At 66.3% G+C, this 17,627-nt stretch carries 22 protein-coding genes and 2 tRNA genes; 18 read left to right on the forward strand and 6 right to left on the reverse strand.

What is annotated here, in order from left to right; all coding sequences use genetic code 11:
- Positions 1-245: 245 nt before the first annotated feature.
- A complete protein-coding gene (locus P1Y20_RS04295; RefSeq protein ID WP_304447423.1) occupies positions 246-2,462 on the forward strand; it encodes a hypothetical protein in 2,217 nt (738 codons plus the stop codon).
- Between the two features lie 98 nt (positions 2,463-2,560).
- Complete coding sequence (locus P1Y20_RS04300) at positions 2,561-3,454, forward strand: hypothetical protein (protein WP_304447424.1); 894 nt, start codon at positions 2,561-2,563, stop codon at positions 3,452-3,454.
- 9 nt (positions 3,455-3,463) lie between these two features.
- On the opposite strand, the gene P1Y20_RS04305 is transcribed toward P1Y20_RS04300, so the two are convergent.
- From P1Y20_RS04305 to chrA, 6 genes are all read right to left on the reverse strand, one after another.
- Positions 3,464-3,679, reverse strand: a complete 216-nt coding sequence (locus tag P1Y20_RS04305) for a DUF7976 family protein (protein WP_304447425.1) — start codon at positions 3,677-3,679, stop codon at positions 3,464-3,466.
- Positions 3,676-4,737: an Mrp/NBP35 family ATP-binding protein gene (locus P1Y20_RS04310; RefSeq protein WP_304447426.1), complete on the reverse strand. Its 1,062-nt coding sequence runs from the start codon at positions 4,735-4,737 to the stop codon at positions 3,676-3,678. The genes P1Y20_RS04305 and P1Y20_RS04310 overlap by 4 nt, the downstream gene beginning before the upstream one ends.
- Before the next feature lie 153 nt (positions 4,738-4,890).
- Complete coding sequence (locus P1Y20_RS04315) at positions 4,891-5,223, reverse strand: DUF7471 family protein (protein ID WP_304447427.1); 333 nt, start codon at positions 5,221-5,223, stop codon at positions 4,891-4,893.
- 275 nt (positions 5,224-5,498) lie between these two features.
- Positions 5,499-6,011 carry a winged helix-turn-helix transcriptional regulator gene (locus P1Y20_RS04320; RefSeq protein ID WP_304447428.1) on the reverse strand — a complete coding sequence of 171 codons (513 nt, stop codon included), beginning with the start codon at positions 6,009-6,011 and terminating at the stop codon, positions 5,499-5,501.
- Between the two features lie 522 nt (positions 6,012-6,533).
- Complete coding sequence (locus P1Y20_RS04325; protein WP_304447429.1) at positions 6,534-7,145, reverse strand: hypothetical protein; 612 nt, start codon at positions 7,143-7,145, stop codon at positions 6,534-6,536.
- 171 nt (positions 7,146-7,316) lie between these two features.
- Complete coding sequence (chrA, locus tag P1Y20_RS04330) at positions 7,317-8,672, reverse strand: chromate efflux transporter (protein ID WP_304447430.1); 1,356 nt, start codon at positions 8,670-8,672, stop codon at positions 7,317-7,319.
- A gap of 181 nt (positions 8,673-8,853) precedes the next feature.
- Here chrA and P1Y20_RS04335 point away from each other — a divergent pair, with 181 nt between their 5' ends.
- The 16 genes from P1Y20_RS04335 to rpsB all read left to right on the forward strand — a co-directional run bounded on the left by P1Y20_RS04335 (position 8,854) and on the right by rpsB (position 17,607).
- Positions 8,854-9,450 carry a DUF8102 family protein gene (locus P1Y20_RS04335; RefSeq protein ID WP_304447431.1) on the forward strand — a complete coding sequence of 199 codons (597 nt, stop codon included), beginning with the start codon at positions 8,854-8,856 and terminating at the stop codon, positions 9,448-9,450.
- Positions 9,451-9,555: 105 nt separating this feature from the next.
- On the forward strand, positions 9,556-10,023 hold the full coding sequence (locus tag P1Y20_RS04340) for a DUF892 family protein (RefSeq protein ID WP_304447432.1): 468 nt from the start codon (positions 9,556-9,558) through the stop codon (positions 10,021-10,023).
- A gap of 332 nt (positions 10,024-10,355) precedes the next feature.
- Complete coding sequence (moaA, locus tag P1Y20_RS04345) at positions 10,356-11,330, forward strand: GTP 3',8-cyclase MoaA (protein WP_304447433.1); 975 nt, start codon at positions 10,356-10,358, stop codon at positions 11,328-11,330.
- 255 nt (positions 11,331-11,585) lie between these two features.
- Positions 11,586-11,670, forward strand: a tRNA-Ser gene (locus tag P1Y20_RS04350).
- 18 nt (positions 11,671-11,688) lie between these two features.
- Complete coding sequence (locus P1Y20_RS04355) at positions 11,689-12,183, forward strand: 30S ribosomal protein S13 (RefSeq protein ID WP_304447434.1); 495 nt, start codon at positions 11,689-11,691, stop codon at positions 12,181-12,183.
- Between the two features lies 1 nt (position 12,184).
- Positions 12,185-12,712, forward strand: coding sequence for a 30S ribosomal protein S4 (locus P1Y20_RS04360; protein ID WP_304447435.1), 528 nt, complete (start codon positions 12,185-12,187; stop codon positions 12,710-12,712).
- Positions 12,713-13,102, forward strand: a complete 390-nt coding sequence (locus P1Y20_RS04365) for a 30S ribosomal protein S11 (protein WP_304447436.1) — start codon at positions 12,713-12,715, stop codon at positions 13,100-13,102.
- Between the two features lie 4 nt (positions 13,103-13,106).
- Positions 13,107-13,850: a DNA-directed RNA polymerase subunit D gene (locus tag P1Y20_RS04370; RefSeq protein ID WP_304447437.1), complete on the forward strand. Its 744-nt coding sequence runs from the start codon at positions 13,107-13,109 to the stop codon at positions 13,848-13,850.
- Between the two features lie 123 nt (positions 13,851-13,973).
- Positions 13,974-14,058: transfer RNA gene (locus P1Y20_RS04375), tRNA-Leu, on the forward strand.
- Positions 14,059-14,079: 21 nt separating this feature from the next.
- Positions 14,080-14,427, forward strand: coding sequence for a 50S ribosomal protein L18e (locus P1Y20_RS04380; RefSeq protein ID WP_304447438.1), 348 nt, complete (start codon positions 14,080-14,082; stop codon positions 14,425-14,427).
- Positions 14,424-14,861 carry a 50S ribosomal protein L13 gene (locus P1Y20_RS04385; RefSeq protein ID WP_304447439.1) on the forward strand — a complete coding sequence of 146 codons (438 nt, stop codon included), beginning with the start codon at positions 14,424-14,426 and terminating at the stop codon, positions 14,859-14,861. The genes P1Y20_RS04380 and P1Y20_RS04385 overlap by 4 nt, the downstream gene beginning before the upstream one ends.
- Positions 14,855-15,253, forward strand: coding sequence for a 30S ribosomal protein S9 (locus P1Y20_RS04390; RefSeq protein WP_304447440.1), 399 nt, complete (start codon positions 14,855-14,857; stop codon positions 15,251-15,253). Before P1Y20_RS04385 ends, P1Y20_RS04390 begins: the two co-directional genes overlap by 7 nt.
- 11 nt (positions 15,254-15,264) lie before the next feature.
- Positions 15,265-15,456: a DNA-directed RNA polymerase subunit N gene (locus tag P1Y20_RS04395; RefSeq protein WP_304447441.1), complete on the forward strand. Its 192-nt coding sequence runs from the start codon at positions 15,265-15,267 to the stop codon at positions 15,454-15,456.
- Positions 15,456-15,635, forward strand: a complete 180-nt coding sequence (locus tag P1Y20_RS04400) for a DNA-directed RNA polymerase subunit K (RefSeq protein ID WP_304447442.1) — start codon at positions 15,456-15,458, stop codon at positions 15,633-15,635. Before P1Y20_RS04395 ends, P1Y20_RS04400 begins: the two co-directional genes overlap by 1 nt.
- Positions 15,632-16,828, forward strand: coding sequence for a phosphopyruvate hydratase (eno, locus tag P1Y20_RS04405; RefSeq protein ID WP_304447443.1), 1,197 nt, complete (start codon positions 15,632-15,634; stop codon positions 16,826-16,828). The genes P1Y20_RS04400 and eno overlap by 4 nt, the downstream gene beginning before the upstream one ends.
- The gene (rpsB, locus tag P1Y20_RS04410; protein ID WP_304447444.1) at positions 16,825-17,607 is read left to right on the forward strand and encodes a 30S ribosomal protein S2; all 783 of its coding nucleotides are present in this window, start codon (positions 16,825-16,827) and stop codon (positions 17,605-17,607) included. The genes eno and rpsB overlap by 4 nt, the downstream gene beginning before the upstream one ends.
- The last annotated feature ends 20 nt before the right edge of the window (positions 17,608-17,627 follow it).

Raw genomic sequence — 17,627 nt, forward strand, 5'->3', positions numbered from 1 at the left:
GATATAGCAAGAACTGGGCGCCCGGCGAGCACCGTCTCCGCGCCGAGGTGACGTACACCGACGGATCGACGACGACCGCACGATTCCCCGACGGGTCGACGGAGGTCGTCGCCGACCCCGAACCGAGGGTCTCTTTCGACCGGCTCACGCACGACGGCGACCTGACGGGCGAGGTGACCGCGAGCGACGCCTTCGGTAACCTCGACCGGGTTCACGTGCGAATCGGTGACACCGAGGGTCGGACAGTGACGGTCGACGACGGGGAGGGTCGAGAGCGAAACGGCGTGACGCGCTCGGTCGCGTTCGAACGAGCCGATGTCGACGCGAGTGCGAATACCACGGTGACCGCGACCGCTGTGGACGCCCGTGGCCAGACCGCGACCGCGACGCGGACACTCGGTTCGCGCGAGGCACCGCGCCTCCTCTCGGCCGAGTTCGTCAACGGGCCCGTGGACTCGTACCACGAGCGTATCGACGCCGGGCGATACACGGCACACCACGTCACGAAGGTCGACCTGAACGGGACGGACCCGGAGACGGTGAAGGTGCGGCAGATCCCCGGTTCACCGGATGACGTATTACGTGTAAGCCAGAAAAAACGAGTCGTCGATGGGAATACGTTGACTGTGCACACCTATTGGGCAGCGTACAAACCAGGGGATAATCCACACTATACGATCACTACCCGTTTGGATGTTGAAAGAGCGGCAAGTGCTTCACGGGTAGTAAACGACGATTTCGAGGTCGAACCGAGCAAACCAGAACTCCGGCTTCGGATGCTCAACGACGGAACTGACGGGGTGGATATGACCGAACGAATCGAGATCGATGCGAGTGGGTCGTTCGACCCAGATGGGAGCGATCTTACCTATACGTGGAAGATGGGTGCGAATCCACACCCTGATGACAACTCAACCGCCTACCTTTCGTACTGGGATGCAGGGAAGTTGGTCCTCGAGGACGAACAGGATCAAGTAACGACTCAAACGTGGAGTGCGCTCCGCGGGTTCGTCCCCGAAATCGACGATTCCAAGACCGACGTCTGGCCGGTCTATCACGAGACTGGGACCACTCCGACGATGTATCCCATATCGTCGCAACCGTACTCGTCGGCCCAGACGCTCCGGGTCCGCGTCCGGACCGAGCCGATCCACTTCCGCCGTGAGACGAGTTCCGTTTCGGTCGGGGCGGAACTCGACGGTTCTGCGGGTGAAATAGTGCGCTGGAACGAGGTCCCGTACACGCCTATCGAGACGAGACCGGGCGACGCCGTCGGTGGTCGGAACTCGGTGTACTACGAGGGCGTCATCGAACTCGAGGCGGCCGCGTTGGCGAGCGAGGACCTCCGGCCGACGCTTACCCTCTACAACGAAGAGCAACCTGACTTCGCTCGCGAACAGTACGACCTCCCGACGGTTCGTGTGCAGTCACTCAACGAAACCCGTCACGAAGACCTCGAGGTCTCGGACGTGAGCTACGCCATCGAGCGACCGGTCACTGAACGGATGACCGTCGAGGACCGGGAACGACTCCAGCGACTGCGCTCGTACGGATTCACCGTCGTGAGCGCGTCGTCCAGGGTCACGGGCTACGAGATGGAACGACGAGAGAAAGTGCGCGACGCGGAGTACGAGACCTCGAAACGACTCTTCGACCGCCGCTGGCAGCGCCGGCTCTTCATCGACGAGAACGACGGTTGGGGCGTGAGCGGAACGGAGACGACGCGCCACCGTGAGCCCCGAACCGAGACGGAGTGGCGGTCGGCCCGCGGCGAGGACTACACCGGCGAGACGCGGCGCGTACTCGTCTCTCCCGCTCGTTACCTCACCGAACGTCAGTACCGATACTGGACGACAGAGACGTACGAGCGCGAAGTGGAGAGCAGACAATGCCTCTGGGGAGGACACTGCTACACGGTCACGCGGACCGAAGAGCGGACCCGGCGCGTGAGTAAAACGTACTGGTCGCTCAGTGCACGCTCCTCCTCCCACAGTCCCACTGGACGAACCCGACAGCACAAGATTCGCTCCGCGGAGTACGAGACCCAGTACGAACACCGTTACACGACGTGGGAAACGGTCACCGAGCGGCGCTACGAGGCGACGAAGCGAGAACTCGTCAGCCCCGCGGTGTACGAGTGGCGCGACTACCGGACCGTAGCGGACAGCCAGACCGCCTGGCGACTCGCGAAGGCAGACGACATCAGAATCGGAGCCGAGCGGCGAAAACCCACCTGGGAAGTCCTGCGAGAGGGGACGAAGACGGTCGAGCGTCCCGCCTACGAGGACGCCGGAAACGTGACGTCCACGCATGCGACGGTCACGGGCACGACGGTTCGTTACACTACCCAAGACGGGGAGGTCCGACGTCGCGTCGTCGGCCCCTTCGAGACGGAGTTCAGCGGCGCTGGCGTAGTGAACGAGGAGTCCATACTTAGAGAGGTGAGGGAGGAAGAAGATTAGACCAAAAACAATATGTGCAGAAATATAAAACACACAAAAAGAAGAATATGACGGGCGCTGTTAGAATCGTCTTGGTGTGTATTCTTTGCATGACCAGTATGGCACCTGCCACGGTGGTCGCGGCTGCTACCGGAAGTGACCTTTCAGACAATGTCGAAGAACGATCGTTGTCGGGGGAATTTGGCGTAGAGTATCAGATCAAATTCGATGAGAAGACACACATACTGCAGGTGGAGGGTGAGAATACTGCAAGCAAGGAACGGGATTCTATCTATTCTATCAGTGTCGATGGGTCTCGATTAGAACGAGAAGACATTCCACTGACGCCGGGAGAGACACACCGTCGAGAGTTCCCTCTGCGATCTACGCTTGATGTGACTCGGGACGAGCACACGGTTAAAATCTCTACGTTCGGGGATACAACACAGTACAACTTCACTCACGAAATCGACCCCGAGAACCCGAACGGGGTCGAGGTCCCACGGATTACGGAGGCCAGCGTCGGGAACGCGGTCGTCGACGGGAAGCAGTCGGCAGTCGTGAACGTGACCGTCGAGAACCCGTCGAGGCAGACCTACCCGACGAAGTTGATGGTTCACACAGAGGGAACTGATGGGAGTTACTATCCCGCGATCGCCAGTCCAGGCGAGAACGAGACAATCACCGTCGAACTACTCGACGCGCCCGACGCCGAAATCGTCGGCCAAGCGCGACTCTACACCGGCGATTTCGAGGACCCGGAAGGAGAACTCGATCAGGTCGGGTTCGTCGGGCGGGTTGACGGCGAGACCGAACAGTGGAACGAGTCGTTCGAACCCGTCGCGCCACCCTGGAGCGACGACCCGTACCAGTACCGCAACGCCTCCGCCGGCGATTCGCCGGGGCTCGCCGAACAGGTCAGCGGCGGGGTCGAACTCGGTGGCGTGCCGGTCGCCTACCTGGTCGGTGGTGCGGTGGTCGCCGCGGGCATCGTCGGCCTCGTCAGGAGATAGTCGGAACCGCTACCGCCGCTCGATACCGCCCTGCTCCTTGATGCCGAGGATGTACTTCACGTTCAGGTATATCTCCTGAGGGGAGGTCTCCTCGTCGGGGTCGTAGAGGTCGCTCACCCGGTAGAGTATCGCCGCGAGTTGCGACGCCTCCGAACTCCCGTCGTGGACCTCCTCCGCGATTTCACGCAGCAACGCCGCCCTGTCCCCGTCTTCCTCGACGGTCATCCCTGCTGGTGTTCCTGATTCGTCTGGCTCGTCCGGCGTCGGTGGACGATGCCGACGTTGTCGGCGGTCTGCCGGACGAACCGCCTGAACGCGGCACCGGTGTCGCTGTCCTCGTCGAGGACGACGGGCGCGCCGGTGTCGCCGCCCTCGCGGACGGCCGGGTCGAGCGGAACCTCCCCGAGGAAGGGCATGTTCGCCTCCTCGGCGAACGCGCGGCCACCGCCCTCACCGAAGATGTCGTGGGTGGACCCGCAGTCGGGACACGTGAACGAACTCATGTTCTCGAGGACGCCGAGGACGGCGGTGTCGTGTTTGCCGAACATCCGCAGCGCCTTCCGGGCGTCGTCGACGGCGACGCCCTGCGGGGTCGTGACCACGACGGCGCCCGCGAGCGGGACGGTCTGGAGCAGGGTGAGTTGCGTGTCGCCCGTCCCCGGCGGAAGGTCGACGATCATGTAGTCGAGAGAGCCCCACTCGACGTCGTCCCACAGCTGGGTGATGAGCTGGTGGACCATCGGGCCCCGCCAGATGACGGGGTCGTCCTCGCCGACGAGGAAGGCCATGCTCATCAGCTTCACGCCGTACTTCTCGGGCGGGACGAGCGTGTCGTCCGCCGTCGCCTGTGGGTGTTCGTCGGCGCTGACCATCCGGGGGACGTTCGGGCCGTAGACGTCCGCGTCGAAGAGGCCGACGCTGGCGCCCATCTCCGCGAGCCCGGCGGCGAGGTTCACAGCGACGGTGCTCTTGCCGACGCCCCCCTTCCCGGAGGCGACGGCGATGACGTTCTTCACGCCCGGGAGGACCTGCTCGTCGGGGTCGATACCGCGGTCGACGTCGGCGTCGAGGGCGACGTCGACGTCCAGGTCGGCGAGCGCGTCGCGCACGTCGTTGGCGATGGTGGTCTCGGTCGGCGAGTAGGGGGCACCGAGCGCCAGCGAGACGCGGACGACGTCGCCGTCGACGGTCACGTCGTTGACCAGGCCCAGCGAGACGATATCGCCGCCGAGGTCGGGGTCCTCGACGCTCCGGAGCCGGTCGAGGACGTCCTCTCGAGTCATACAGGAACGTGGACGACAGCGGCCGATAAGGGTTGTGAAGCCGACGGTCCGTCGGCGGGTCCTCGCCGCTCCGTCGACGGGGGTGTGACCGTCAGAAGCGGGAACGAGGCCTGCACCCGCCTCCGAGGGGTCGTGTGAGGGGACCGACCCTCGTCACAGGTCCTCCGCGGTTCGAGTCCGACGGGCGAACACGATCGCGCCGACGAGGAACGTGCCCATGAGCAAGTCCAGGGTGTGCTCGACCGTGTGGTGTGCCGGCATCGAGAACACGTCGGCCATCGCGAAGAGGCCGACGAACCCCTTCGCGACGAGCGTCCCGAGGGCGAGCGCAACGAGCAGGTACGGTGCCGACCGGCGACGGCTCCACACGCTGACGCCCAGCGCGACGAGCAGTGACGAGACCACGACCCCCCCGACGAGGACGGCGAACAGCACCGGGTCGCCCGCCTGGACGACGTGGCCCGGGAGCAACGTAGCGCCCGGCATCACCCTGCGCTCGCCCGTCGGTTCGAATCCGGTTCCCGTGGACCGGACGAGCTCTCGCTACGTGGCCCATCGCAGGACACCGCTCCTCGTATCGGATACGAACGCCTCCGCATCGGGCAGGACACCCTCCACCGTCGCATCGCCTCGAACGTAGACGGCTGCCGGCAAAACTGCTTGTGGTCCACACCTCGAACGACTCCCGCTGTCGAGAGGTGTCGGGGTCGGTGGTCGACTCCTGCGACGGGATGGCACGGGGCGTCACGGCAGAACGGACGTTATTCGACGAGGAGGCTGTCGACGAGCCGGGTGAACCGGTCGACGAAGCGGTCGGGAATCGACGGCGAGATAGCGCGCAGGAGTTCCCGGGTCCTGTCGGGGTGCGTCACGACGAGCGTGACGCGGTTGCGCTCGTCGCGTTCCTTGGTGACGACGTCCCGTTCGACGAGCCGTTCGAGATGCCACTCCAGCGTACTCCGCGCGATGCCGACGTCGTCCGCGACCGTCTGCGGTCGACACCCTCCGTTCTCCAGGAGGTAGCCGAGGACGTCACGCGACGTCTCCCGTCGAAAGAGCGCGAGGACGCCTCGTTCCCACGGCTCGAACACCGGCGGGTAGTAGTGGGTCTGTCCGTACAGGTGCTCTTCGACGACCTCCCCACCTCCCACCAGCTGGCGGACGTGATACTGTATCTGTCCCGGCGCGAACTCGAGCGACCGGACGAGTTCGTTGAAGTGTACCCCCGGCTGTCTCCTGATCTGTAGTTCGATCCGCGTTCGTGTCCTCGTCATCGTCGACGGAGCGAGTCGGAAGCGGGGTCGCTCGACTCTCGCTCGACCTGATTTCGAACTACACCGGTAGTATAGCTCACGGTTCGCGACTCGCTTTCGCGAACTGAACCACAGCACGTGAGTACTCGTGACATCAGTGGTCCGTGGGCGAGGGGGGCAGTGCTGGTACTCGTTCGCGTCGCGAGCGACGTCGGTCGAGCGGGACAGAGAGTCACTCGTCGGCCCTGAGAGGGTCGAGAACGAGCAGTGTGCCGGGACCCCGTTCCAGAGCGGGTTCGAGAACCGTACCAGAATCGCTTTTCACGACACCCGGTTAGCATCGACGAATGAAGCCGTTTCGTCGAGTGATTCCACGCCGCGAGGGCCCGAAAACGGCCGTCGCGACCGGAGGGGGCGCGTGGTCGACGCCGTTCGGGAGGAATCAACGTGCGACCTCCGCGCGATGCGTCTCGTGATGAGAGGGGGAACTCGATGGGTTCGTGCCGCGACTGTACGAGGGGCCCGCCCGGTCGAGTGACCCGTTCAGTGACCGCCCAGAACCCTCGATAGCCGCCGGAGAAGTACCTGCAACTCTCCCGACGACGGTCCACCGCCGTACACCGAGACGGTATCGACGCCGGCGTAGCCGTGCCCACCGGCCTCGTCGCGCTCCCAGTACAGCCAGACGGTGTCGTCCCCGTCGTCGAGCCCTGTCGCTCCGACCGGGAAGGACAGTGTGAGGACCTCGGTCGACTCCGTCGCGTCGCCGTGTCCCGTGGTCGTCGTCGTGACTTCGCCGTCGCCGACCGGTCGAGCACCCTCGCCGTCGTCGAGCGCGCTTCGAGCGCCGAGGCGATATCGCACGTCCCGCTGCGTCGGGTCGAACGTCTCGCGCTCGCCGTCGGCGTTCAGGAACTCCGAGGGGTGGACCGCGACCGAAACGTGGTCGTGTTCCTCGAGGTCGACGAAGTTGTCGTCGTTTCCGGGCTGGACGTCGATGTCCAGCTCGACCGGGAAGTGCGCGGCTGCCACGCCGCTGAGTGCGGGGAGCGCGGCGACACCTGCGCCGATACCGACCGTTCCCCGGAGGAATCGGCGGCGACTGACACCATCGAATACGTACTCCCCTGCCCGAGGGGGCGTGTCTCTGGACATACTCGGTGCAGCACTACCGAGAGGCTGCAATTACCGGTTCTGGTGCGATCGACGAACCGACACCGGGGTCGAGGGACGAGCGAACCGTGGCGGACGGTGAGGGGGTGGTCCTCCGCGTTACGGACGTCTGGATTGCTCGCAGCCGTGCCCGGCGTCGCCGTTCGGAGGTGATTAGACGAGGGAGAAGACGAGGACACCGAGTCCACCGCCCCCCAGAATCAGGTAGACCGAGTCGACCCCGCGGACGAACAGGACGAACGTCACGACCGCGAGTCCCGCGGTCAGGACGTCGACGATGCCCTCCTGCGCGAGGGTGACCGTTGCCCCGAGGATGGCGCCGACGACGGCCGCGTTGACACCGACCAGGGCCGTCCTGACGACCGCGTTCTCTCGCACCCGTGCGAAGTACGGGAAGAATCCCATGATGAACACGAAGGACGGTCCGAACGCGCCGACCGCGGCGACGAGTGCCCCCGCGACCGCCAGTGGCGTCGACCCGTACGTGTCGAGCATCAGTTCGTACCCGATGAACGCGGTCGTCATCACGACCGGTCCGGGGGAGAGCTGTCCGATGGCGATGCCGTCGACGAACACCTTCCCGGTCATCCACCCGAACTCCCCGACGACGTACTTCTCGATGAACGGGATGAGGACGAGGCCGCCACCGTAGATGAACGACCCCGTGTAGAGCATGAACGCGAACAGTTTCACCCACGGACTCGCCCAGAGCGCGAGGAGAACCCCTGCAACGGCGGTGTTCTCGATGGTCGACCCCCCACCGCTGCGGAGTGCACCGACGAGCCGGTTCCAGACCAGCGCGACGACGGCCACTACCCCAGCGAGGAGTCCCGCTCCGGTGACGCGTCGTCGGTTGTTCCGAATCCACACTGACCGATAGATGGCGACGGCGACGACGCCCGCGACGACGAATTCGAGGACGGGATTCGGGTTCAGAACGACCGTCGCGCCGAGCGTCCCGACGAGCAGCGCGGCGAGTTTGTAGTCGACGGTCCACTCGTCGCCCGCCACGGTGAACTGGACGTCCGTGTCGGCGCCGCCGAGCGCGCTGCGAGCCATCCGATACGATGCGCCGACGATGAGCCCGATGACGACGGGGTTGATGCCGTAGAAGAAGGCGTCGAGCGAGGGCAGCGTCTGGTAGGCGAAGTAGAGGTACGAGAACCCGACGACGACGAACGTCGGCAGCATGAAGAAGAAACCAGCGGTGAGCGCCCCCGGGACTCCGGCGTACACCCACCCCATGAAGATGCCCAGCTGGGTCGACGCCGGGCCGGGGAGCATGTTGCAGATGGCGAGGCCCTCCATGAACACCGGCTCGTCGGCCCACTCCTTGCTGTCCTCACCGACGAGTTCGTCTTCCATCATCGCGATGTGGACCAGCGGCCCACCGAAACCGACGAGTCCGATCTTCAGGAAGAACGATGTGATCTCGAGGAGTTTCGACGGCGTCGGCACCCCCCGGTACTGTGACCCCTCCGACGGTTCGGTGGCAGTTCCTCCCGTCACGAGGCCCCACCGTCGAGATGGCACCTCGACCCCCACCGACCTCCGAGCCCTCGGTCCGGTCGTGCGAGCCCCATACCGTCTCTCGTCACGGCCGGTAAATATACTTCTAGTGTGGGTATGCAGTTTGCTGTTTACTCCAGTGGGGTCTTTATCATCCACTGGCCGGTTGCGCTAGGTAGGAATGGCGAGTCGCAAGAACGCGATGCTCACCACCGAGGACCGACGCTGGCTCACCGGCGAGAAGGTCTACGAGGGCGAGCACGCGAAACAGCAACGCTACCAGCGCCGACGGGACATCCGGGAGCGGATTCGCAACGCGCTGCTCGACTTCACGACCCTGTTCGAACACCTCGACGCAGACGAGCGAGCGAAACTCTTCGGCGACCGCACGACCGGTGGTGACCTCGATACAGAACTCACGGAGGGTATCACGGACGCAGTGGCGTTCTTGCTCTACAACACGGGCTTCACTCGAGCCATTGGCGGCTCGACGGTCCAGAACGCCCAGCCGACGCTCGCAGAGCAGGTCCTGGACGAGGCGATCCGCCGTGCGGGACGGCGTGACGACCTGCTCGTCACGGACGTCTCGGTGGACGTCGAGGCGACACGAACGCCTCCAGAGCGCCTCCTCGCCGCGCTCCAGGCCGGTGAGGACCTCACCAGAGCGGAGTTGCGCTATCTCCTCGACAGCGACCTGGTCGACGAAACCGACCTCCAGGCGTGTCTGAGGCAGGTGCTGGTAGAGACCGACGACGCGCCGGGAGACCACGATGGGTGACACGTGGACTACCGCCGTCTGTCTTCTCCGAGTACGGTGCTTCGACCGAGTTCCGATTCCTGACGACTCCCATACTGTCCCATGACGATTACGACACCACGCGAGATGTTCGACCGAGAACTCCAGAAACTGTACCACGCAGAGGTCGAAATCCTCGACCTACACGCCGACCTCGCCGCGGCCGCGGCGAGCGAGGAGATAACGGCCATCTTCGAGGGGCACCGCGAGGACACCGTCGAGCAGGTCCACCGCATCGAGCGAGTGTTCGACGTCCTCGGACAGGACCCGCGAGAACGTGGCAGTGCACTCATGGAAGGGCTCCTGGCCGAGAAAGACGAGTTCGTCGACGAGGTCGTCGATGACGACCTCCGCGACCTCGACGTCATCGGGGTCGGGAGTCTCAACGAACGCATCGAGATCACGCTGCTCGACCGGCTGCTGGTCCTCGCTGCGGACCTGGACCTCCCCGCGGCGGTCGCCGAGGCGCTCGCCGAGAACCGCGCGGAAGCGCAGTCGGCACTCGACCGGATGCAGTCGATACTCGACGAACGTCGTCCGTCGGACGGGAACTGACGATTCGACGGCCGCCCGGCGTGTCTCGAGCGAAGCGCGTTCCCTCCCGTCGAGAGTACCGGTCCTGCCGTGAGGACGGCCTCGGGGCGCGTCCGCCAGCGCGGACCCGAGGGACCTGTTCCTCCCGTAGAACCATCTGCCGCGTGCAGCACTCGGGACGACGGTGGTGTTGCGAAGGGGCCGTAGGCCCGGTGACGTGGTTACCCGCTTTCACTCGGGGGACCGATGGTCACTACGCGCGCCTACGGCTGGGCGCGAGCGCAACCGATTGTCATTACATCTGTGCGGGTACGCCCCACGAGTTTAAGCGCGTCCGGGCGAACCACTCGACTATGCTCGTAGACGGGTTCGGCCGCGAGGTGACGGGGGTTCGCATCTCGTTGACGGACCGCTGTAACTTCGACTGTATCTACTGTCACAACGAGGGGCTCGGCGACACGCGCGGGCCGATGGACGCGGCGGACAACGAGATGAGCACCGACGACGTCGTGCGCTTCCTCGAGGTGTGCGAGGAGTTCGACGTCGAGAAGGCGAAGTTCACCGGCGGGGAACCGATGCTCCGCGACGACCTGGAGGAGATCATCGCCCGGACGCCCGACTCCATCGAGACGTCGCTCACGACGAACGGGACGTTCCTCCCCGGTCGCGCCGAGGCGCTCGCCGACGCCGGCCTCGACCGGGTGAACGTCTCGCAGGACGCCCTCGACCCGGCGGCGTTCCGCGAGGTGACGAAGAGCGGCGCGTACGACGACGTCATCGAGGGGGTGCTCGCGGCGGTCGACGCCGGGCTGACGCCGGTGAAGCTCAACATGGTCGTCTTCGAGGCGACGGCGGGGTACGTCCCCGAGATGGTCGAGCACGTCGCGGAGAACGACGGCCTCCAGCTCCAGCTCATCGAGTACATGCCGGAACTCGCCGGCCGGCCCGACTGGGCCGTCGACATCGAGCGCGTCCACGGCTGGCTGGCCGAACAGGCCGACCGGGTCGACCACCGCGAGATGCACGACCGACGACGGTACTGGATCGACGGCGGGATGGTCGAGGTGGTCGACCCCGTCGGCAACGAGGACTTCTGCGCGAACTGCCACCGCGTGCGCGTGACCCACGAAGGGTACCTGAAGGGGTGTCTCAACCGCAACGACGACCTCGTCCCGATGGGCGAGATGACGCGCGACGAGATCCGCGAGGCGTTCGTCGACGTGGTCGACAGCCGCGTCCCCTACTACGGCGAGTACCTCGTCCGGGACGGCGACGACTGGGTCGTCAACGACGAGTACATCGGCGCCCCCGTCTCCTACTCCGACTGAAACCCGCCGCGCTCGTCTCCGTCTTCTCCCCTCTCTGCTCCGTTCACGTTCGTCTCCGTCGACGACATCGCTCTCGTCTTCGAGCCGGGCGCCGCGGGACCCCGACCGACCCGAACGCGGGCGTTCCCGGCCGTGTGTGGCGTCGACACGCGTCCGAGGTATCGGTGTGTTTAAGTACGGCCACCGGGTTGGTGAGCATGCAATCAGTGTAGGGAGGGCGGCTCCCGAGTCCGCGAGGGGCGCGAGTACACGCGAGTTGTGGTAGCCAAGCCTGGCCCAAGGCGCTGGGTTGCTAACTCAGTGGCGTCAAGCCTCCGGGGTTCGAATCCCCGCCACAACGTCCACCAACCACACCACCATGAGCACGGAACAACCTGAGGGCGAAGAGGATGACGACATCCGATACTTCGTCCGTATCGGACGAACAGACCTCGACGGCACGAAGTCCGTCGAGCGTGCGCTCATCGAGATGAACGGCATCGGCCGTCGCACCGCCCGCCTCGTCTGCGAGTCGGCCGGCGTCGACCGGACGGCGACGTTCGGGCGTCTCGACGACGAGAGCATCGAGGGCGTCGTCGAGGCCGTCGAGAGCTACGCCGAGGAGGTCCCCGAGTGGCTCGCCAACCACCAGCGCGGGTACTTCAGCGGCGAGACGACCCACGAGGTCGGCAACGACCTCTCGATGACCCGGCGCCAGGACGTCAACCGCATGAAAATGATCAACTCCTACAAGGGGGTCCGACACAAGCGCGGCCAGAAGGTCCGCGGACAGCGGACGAAGTCCACGGGGCGTACCGAGGGCACCGTCGGCGTGAACGTCGAGGCCATCAAGGAAGAGGAGGAGGCGGAGTAAGATGGCACTCGGACAGAACACCAAACTCTACGAGACGCCGAACCACCCGTTCCAGGGCGAGCGCATCGCCGAGGAGGCCGGACTCGTCGGCCGCTACGGCCTGAAGAACAAGGAGGAACTCTGGCGGAGCCAGTCGGAACTGCGCGACTACCGCCGCGAGGCCCGCAGCCTGCTCGGGCAGACCCAGGGCGACGAGGAGGCCGCCGTTGAGGAGGCGGGCGAGTTCCTGCAGAGCCTGCAGCGAAAGGGCATCCTCGGGGGCGAGGACGCCCTCGACGACGTCCTGAGCCTCGACATCACGGACGTGCTCGAACGCCGCCTCCAGACGGTCGTCTACCGCAAGGGGCTGGCGAGCACGCCGAAGCAGGCGCGCCAGTTCATCGGCCACGGGCACGTCACCGTCGACGGCCAGCGCGTCACGACGCCGTCGTACACGGTGCTCGTCGAGCAGGAGGACAGCATCGACTTCGACGAAACGAGCCCGCTGGGGGACGACCTGCATCCCGCCCGGGCGGAGGACCAGGAGTAAATGAGTTCGCAACCCGACGGGCGATGGGCCATCGCTCACGTACACGCAACGTTCAACAACACCATCATGACCATCACGGACGAGACGGGCGCGGAGACGCTCGCGAAGTCCTCGGGTGGGTCGGTGGTGAAGCAGAACCGCGACGAGGCGTCGCCGTACGCCGCCATGCAGATGGCCGAGCGCATCGCCGAGGACATCCAGGCGCAGGGTATCACCGGCGTCCACGTCCGCGTCCGCGGTCCCGGCGGCAACCTCCAGAAGAACCCCGGGCCGGGCGCGCAGGCGACCATCCGCGCGCTCGCGCGCGCCGGCCTCGAGATCGGTCGCATCGAGGACGTCACGCCCATCCCGCACGACGGGACGCGCCCGCCGAAGAACAGCGGGTTCTAACATCATGGACGACTTCGACGTCGAGTTCATCGACCGAGACGACCGCAACGCGCGGTTCGTCGTCCGCGGGCTGACCCCCGCGTTCGCGAACGGCATCCGACGGGCCATGCTCGCCGACGTGCCGACGATGTCCATCGACACCGTTCGTGTCGTCGAGAACTCGTCGGTGATGTTCGACGAGATGATCGGCCTGCGCCTGGGGCTCGTCCCCCTCACCACGCCGCCGGGGGAGTTCGAACTCGGCGACGAGGTGACGCTGGCGCTCGACGTCGAGGGGCCGGCGACCGCCTACTCCGGCGACCTCGTCTCCGCGGACGACCTCGTCAAACCGGCCGACGAGAACGTCCCCATCATCGACCTGAAGGAGGACCAGCGCCTCGAAGTCGAGGCGCTCGCCCGCCTCGACAGCGGGAAGGACCACGCCAAACACCAGGGCGGCGTGGCCATCGGCTACCGCCACCTCCAGACGGTCGAGGTCGTCGGCGACCGCGACGAGTTCGCGGACGACGAACCCCGTATCGTGCGGGGGGTCGTCGAGGACGACGGCGAACTCGTGCCGGCGGAGTCGTTCGACAACGACCTCCGCAACCGGTACCCCGACGAGGAGGTCGCGGTCTCGGACGTGCCGAACGCCTTCGTGTTCCACGTCGAGACCGACGGCTCGATGAGCGTCGAGGACCTCGTGCTCGCGGCGGTGGAGTCGCTCCACGACCGCGCGGACGAACTCGAACAGGCGGTCCAGCTGTAGCGTCCCGTAGACCGAACACACACACCAGTCCAATGACCCCCACCACACACCCCACGTCGACGCGCCGGCCAGCACCGGCCATCGAAAGTGGTATGTGGGGGCTCGCGGAAGGAACGACTGCACGCAGGGATAGCCAAGTCTGGCCAACGGCGCGGCGTTCAGGGCGCCGTCCTGTAGAGGTCCGCAGGTTCAAATCCTGCTCCCTGCATTTCTCTCAGGTGTCACAATCATGAACAAGACGAACCCGAGACTCCGGAGTCTCATCGCCGACTGTAAGGTCGCCGCGCGCAGCGGGGCGGCCGTCTGGGGCGATGTCGCCGAACGGCTGGAGAAGCCCCGGCGCACGCACGCGGAGGTCAACCTCGGGCGTATCGAGCGGTACGCCAGGGAAGACGAGACCGTAATCGTGCCCGGGAAGGTCCTCGGCAGTGGGGCGCTCCGCAAGGAGGTCACCATCGCCGCGGTGGACTTCTCCGGGACGGCCCGCACCAAGATCAGTCAGGTCGGTGAGGCTATCGACCTCGAACAGGCACTCGAACAGAACCCCGAAGGCTCGAACGTCCGGGTGATTCGATGAGCGTCGCCGAGTTCGACGCCGACGTCGTCGTCGACGCCCGCGACTGCATCCTCGGCCGGGTGGCGAGCAACGTCGCCCAGCGCGCGCTCGACGGCGAGCGCGTCGCCGTGGTGAACGCCGAACACGCGGTCATCACGGGCAACGAGGAGGACGTGATGAGCGTCTACAAGAAGCGCGTCGAGGTCGGCTCCGACCAGGGGCCGTACTACCCCAAGCGCCCCGACCGCCTCCTCAAGCGCTCGGTGCGCGGGATGCTGCCGTACAAGACGCCCCGCGGGCGCACCGCGCTCGAGGGCGTCCGGGTGTACGTCGGCAACCCCTTCGAGGCCGACGGCGAGGTGCTCGAGGAGACCTCGCTTGACCGACTGTCGAACATCAAATTCGTCTCGCTGGGTGAGGTCAGCGAGCAGCTGGGGGCGAACGTCACATGGTAACCAACACGAGCGGCAAGAAGAAGACCGCAGTCGCCCGCGCCACGGTCCGCGAGGGCCAGGGGCGGGTGCGCATCAACGCACAGCCCGTCGAACTCGTCGAGCCCGAGATGGCCCGACTGAAGATGCTCGAACCGTTCCGCATCGCGAGCGAGGAGCTCCGCGACGGTATCGACATCGAGGTCAGCGTCGCCGGCGGCGGCATCAGCGGCCAGTCCGACGCGGTCCGCACGGCCATCGCCCGCGGCCTCGTCGAGCACTCGAACGACGCCGAACTGCGCGACGCGTACATGAACTTCGACCGGTCGCTGCTGGTCAACGACGTGCGCCAGTCCGAGTCCAAGAAGTGGGGCGGGCCCGGGGCGCGCGCTCGCTACCAGAAGTCCTACCGCTAGGTGATCCACCCATGATGATACCCGTCCGGTGTTTCACGTGTGGTAAAGTGGTCGGCGAGCACTGGGACGCGTACCGCCGACGGACCGAGGAGGGAGAGGACTCCGCGGCGGTCCTCGACGACCTCGGCGTCGACCGCGCGTGCTGTCGGCGCATGTTCGTCTCGCACAAGGACCTCGTCGACATCGTCTCCCCGTACCAGTGATGGCCCAGACAGAACACAACCGCTACGAGAAGGCCCGCATCATCGGCGCGCGAGCGCTGCAGGTGTCCTACGGGGCACCCGTCCTCGTCGAGACGACCCACACGGAGCCCATCCTCATCGCCGCACAGGAGTACGACGCGGGCGTGCTCCCGTTCACCGTCCACCGGGGTGGCGCATGACGCTCGTCACCGAACTCCGACTCCGCCGCGTCCTCGACTCCCGGGGGAACCCGACGGTCGAGGCCGAGGTGACGACCGAGAGCGGCGGGTTCGGGCGGGCGGCCGCCCCGAGCGGGGCGTCCACCGGCGAGTACGAGGCCATCGAACTCCCCGCCGAGGAGGCCATCGCCGCCGCGCGCGAGCGGGCGGTCCCCCGACTCGAGGGGCAGGTGTACGCCGGTGACCAGCGCTCGGTCGACCGGGTGCTGCGCGAGGCCGACGACACCGAGAACTTCGGCGGTATCGGCGCGAACAGCGCCGTCGCCATCAGCATGGCCGCGGCGAAGGCCGGCGCCGATATGCTCGGCGCGCCGCTGTACCAGCACCTCGGCGGTGCCTTCCGCGGCGACGAGTTCCCGACGCCGCTCGGGAACGTCATCGGCGGCGGCGAGCACGCGGCCGACGCGACGGACATCCAGGAGTTCCTCGCCGCGCCGGTCGGCGCGCCGAGCGTCGCGGACGCCGTCTTCGCCAACGCCGCCGTCCACCGGGAGGTCCACGACGTCCTCGCCGAGCGGGGCATCGCCTGCGGGAAGGGCGACGAAGGGGCGTGGGCGCCCTCCATCGACGACGCCGAGGCGTTCGAGGTGTGCGAGGAGGCCGTCTCGACCGTCGAGGACGAGGTCGGCTTCGAGGTCGGCTTCGGCCTCGACGTGGCCGCCTCCGAACTGTACGACGGCGACGCGTACCAGTACCAGGACGGCGAGCGCACGCTCGACGAACAGGTCGCGTACATCGCCGACCTCGTCGAGGAGTACGACCTCGTCTACGTCGAGGACCCGCTCGACGAGGACGACTACGACGGCTTCGCCGACCTCACCGACCGGGTCGGCGACCGGACGCTCGTCTGCGGCGACGACCTGTTCGTCACCAACACCGAGCGCCTGTCGACGGGTATCGAGCGCGGGGCGGCCAACAGCATCCTGGTGAAGCCGAACCAGATCGGGACGCTGTCGGACGCCTTCGACGCCATCGAACTGGCGGTCGAGCACGGCTACGCGCCGGTCGTCTCGCACCGCAGCGGTGAGACCGAGGACACGACGATTGCACACCTGGCCGTGGCGACCGCGGCCCCCTTCATCAAGACGGGGGCGGTGGGCGGCGAGCGAACCGCGAAACTCAACGAACTCGTTCGAATCGAGGAAAACGCATGAGCGACAACGAAGACGGACTCGAGGAGCTCGCCGAGGAGGAGGCCGCGCAGGCCGACGCCGACGACGAGGCTCAGGGGTCCACAGACGAGGAAGCGACCGCCGCCGACGAGGCGGCCGAACCGGAAGCGCCGGAGGTCGAGGAGGACCCCGCCGAGGACGCGGGCCCGACCTTCGACGAGGACGTCATGCCGGACGAGGAGGCCGACCTCCTCATCCCGGTCGAGGACTACCTCGCCGCCGGGGCCCACATCGGGACCCAGCAGAAGACCAAGGACATGGAGCGGTTCATCCACCGCGTCCGCACCGACGGGCTGTACGTCCTCGACGTGAGCCAGACGGACGACCGCATCCGCACCGCGGCGAAGTTCCTCTCGAACTACCAGCCCGAGCAGATACTCGTCGCCTCCTCGCGTCAGTACGGTCGGTTCCCGGCCGAGAAGTTCGCCGACGCCGTCGGCGCACGCGCGCGGACCGGACGGTTCATCCCCGGGACGCTGACGAACCCGCAGTACGCGGGTTACATCGAGCCCGACGTCGTGGTCGTCACCGACCCCATCGGCGACAGCCAGGCGGTCAAGGAGGCCATCACGGTCGGCATCCCCGTCGTGGCGATGTGCGACTCGAACAACCAGACGAGCAACGTCGACCTCGTCGTCCCGACGAACAACAAGGGGCGCAAGGCCCTCTCGGTGGTCTACTGGCTGCTGGCCAACGAGACGCTCGACAACCGCGGCGCGGAGCCGTCCTACGCGCTGGACGACTTCGAGACCGACATCTGAACCGACCTTCCCGTTCTTCG

The sequence above is a fragment of the Halomarina ordinaria genome, from assembly GCF_030553305.1.
GTDB lineage: Archaea > Halobacteriota > Halobacteria > Halobacteriales > Haloarculaceae > Halomarina > Halomarina ordinaria.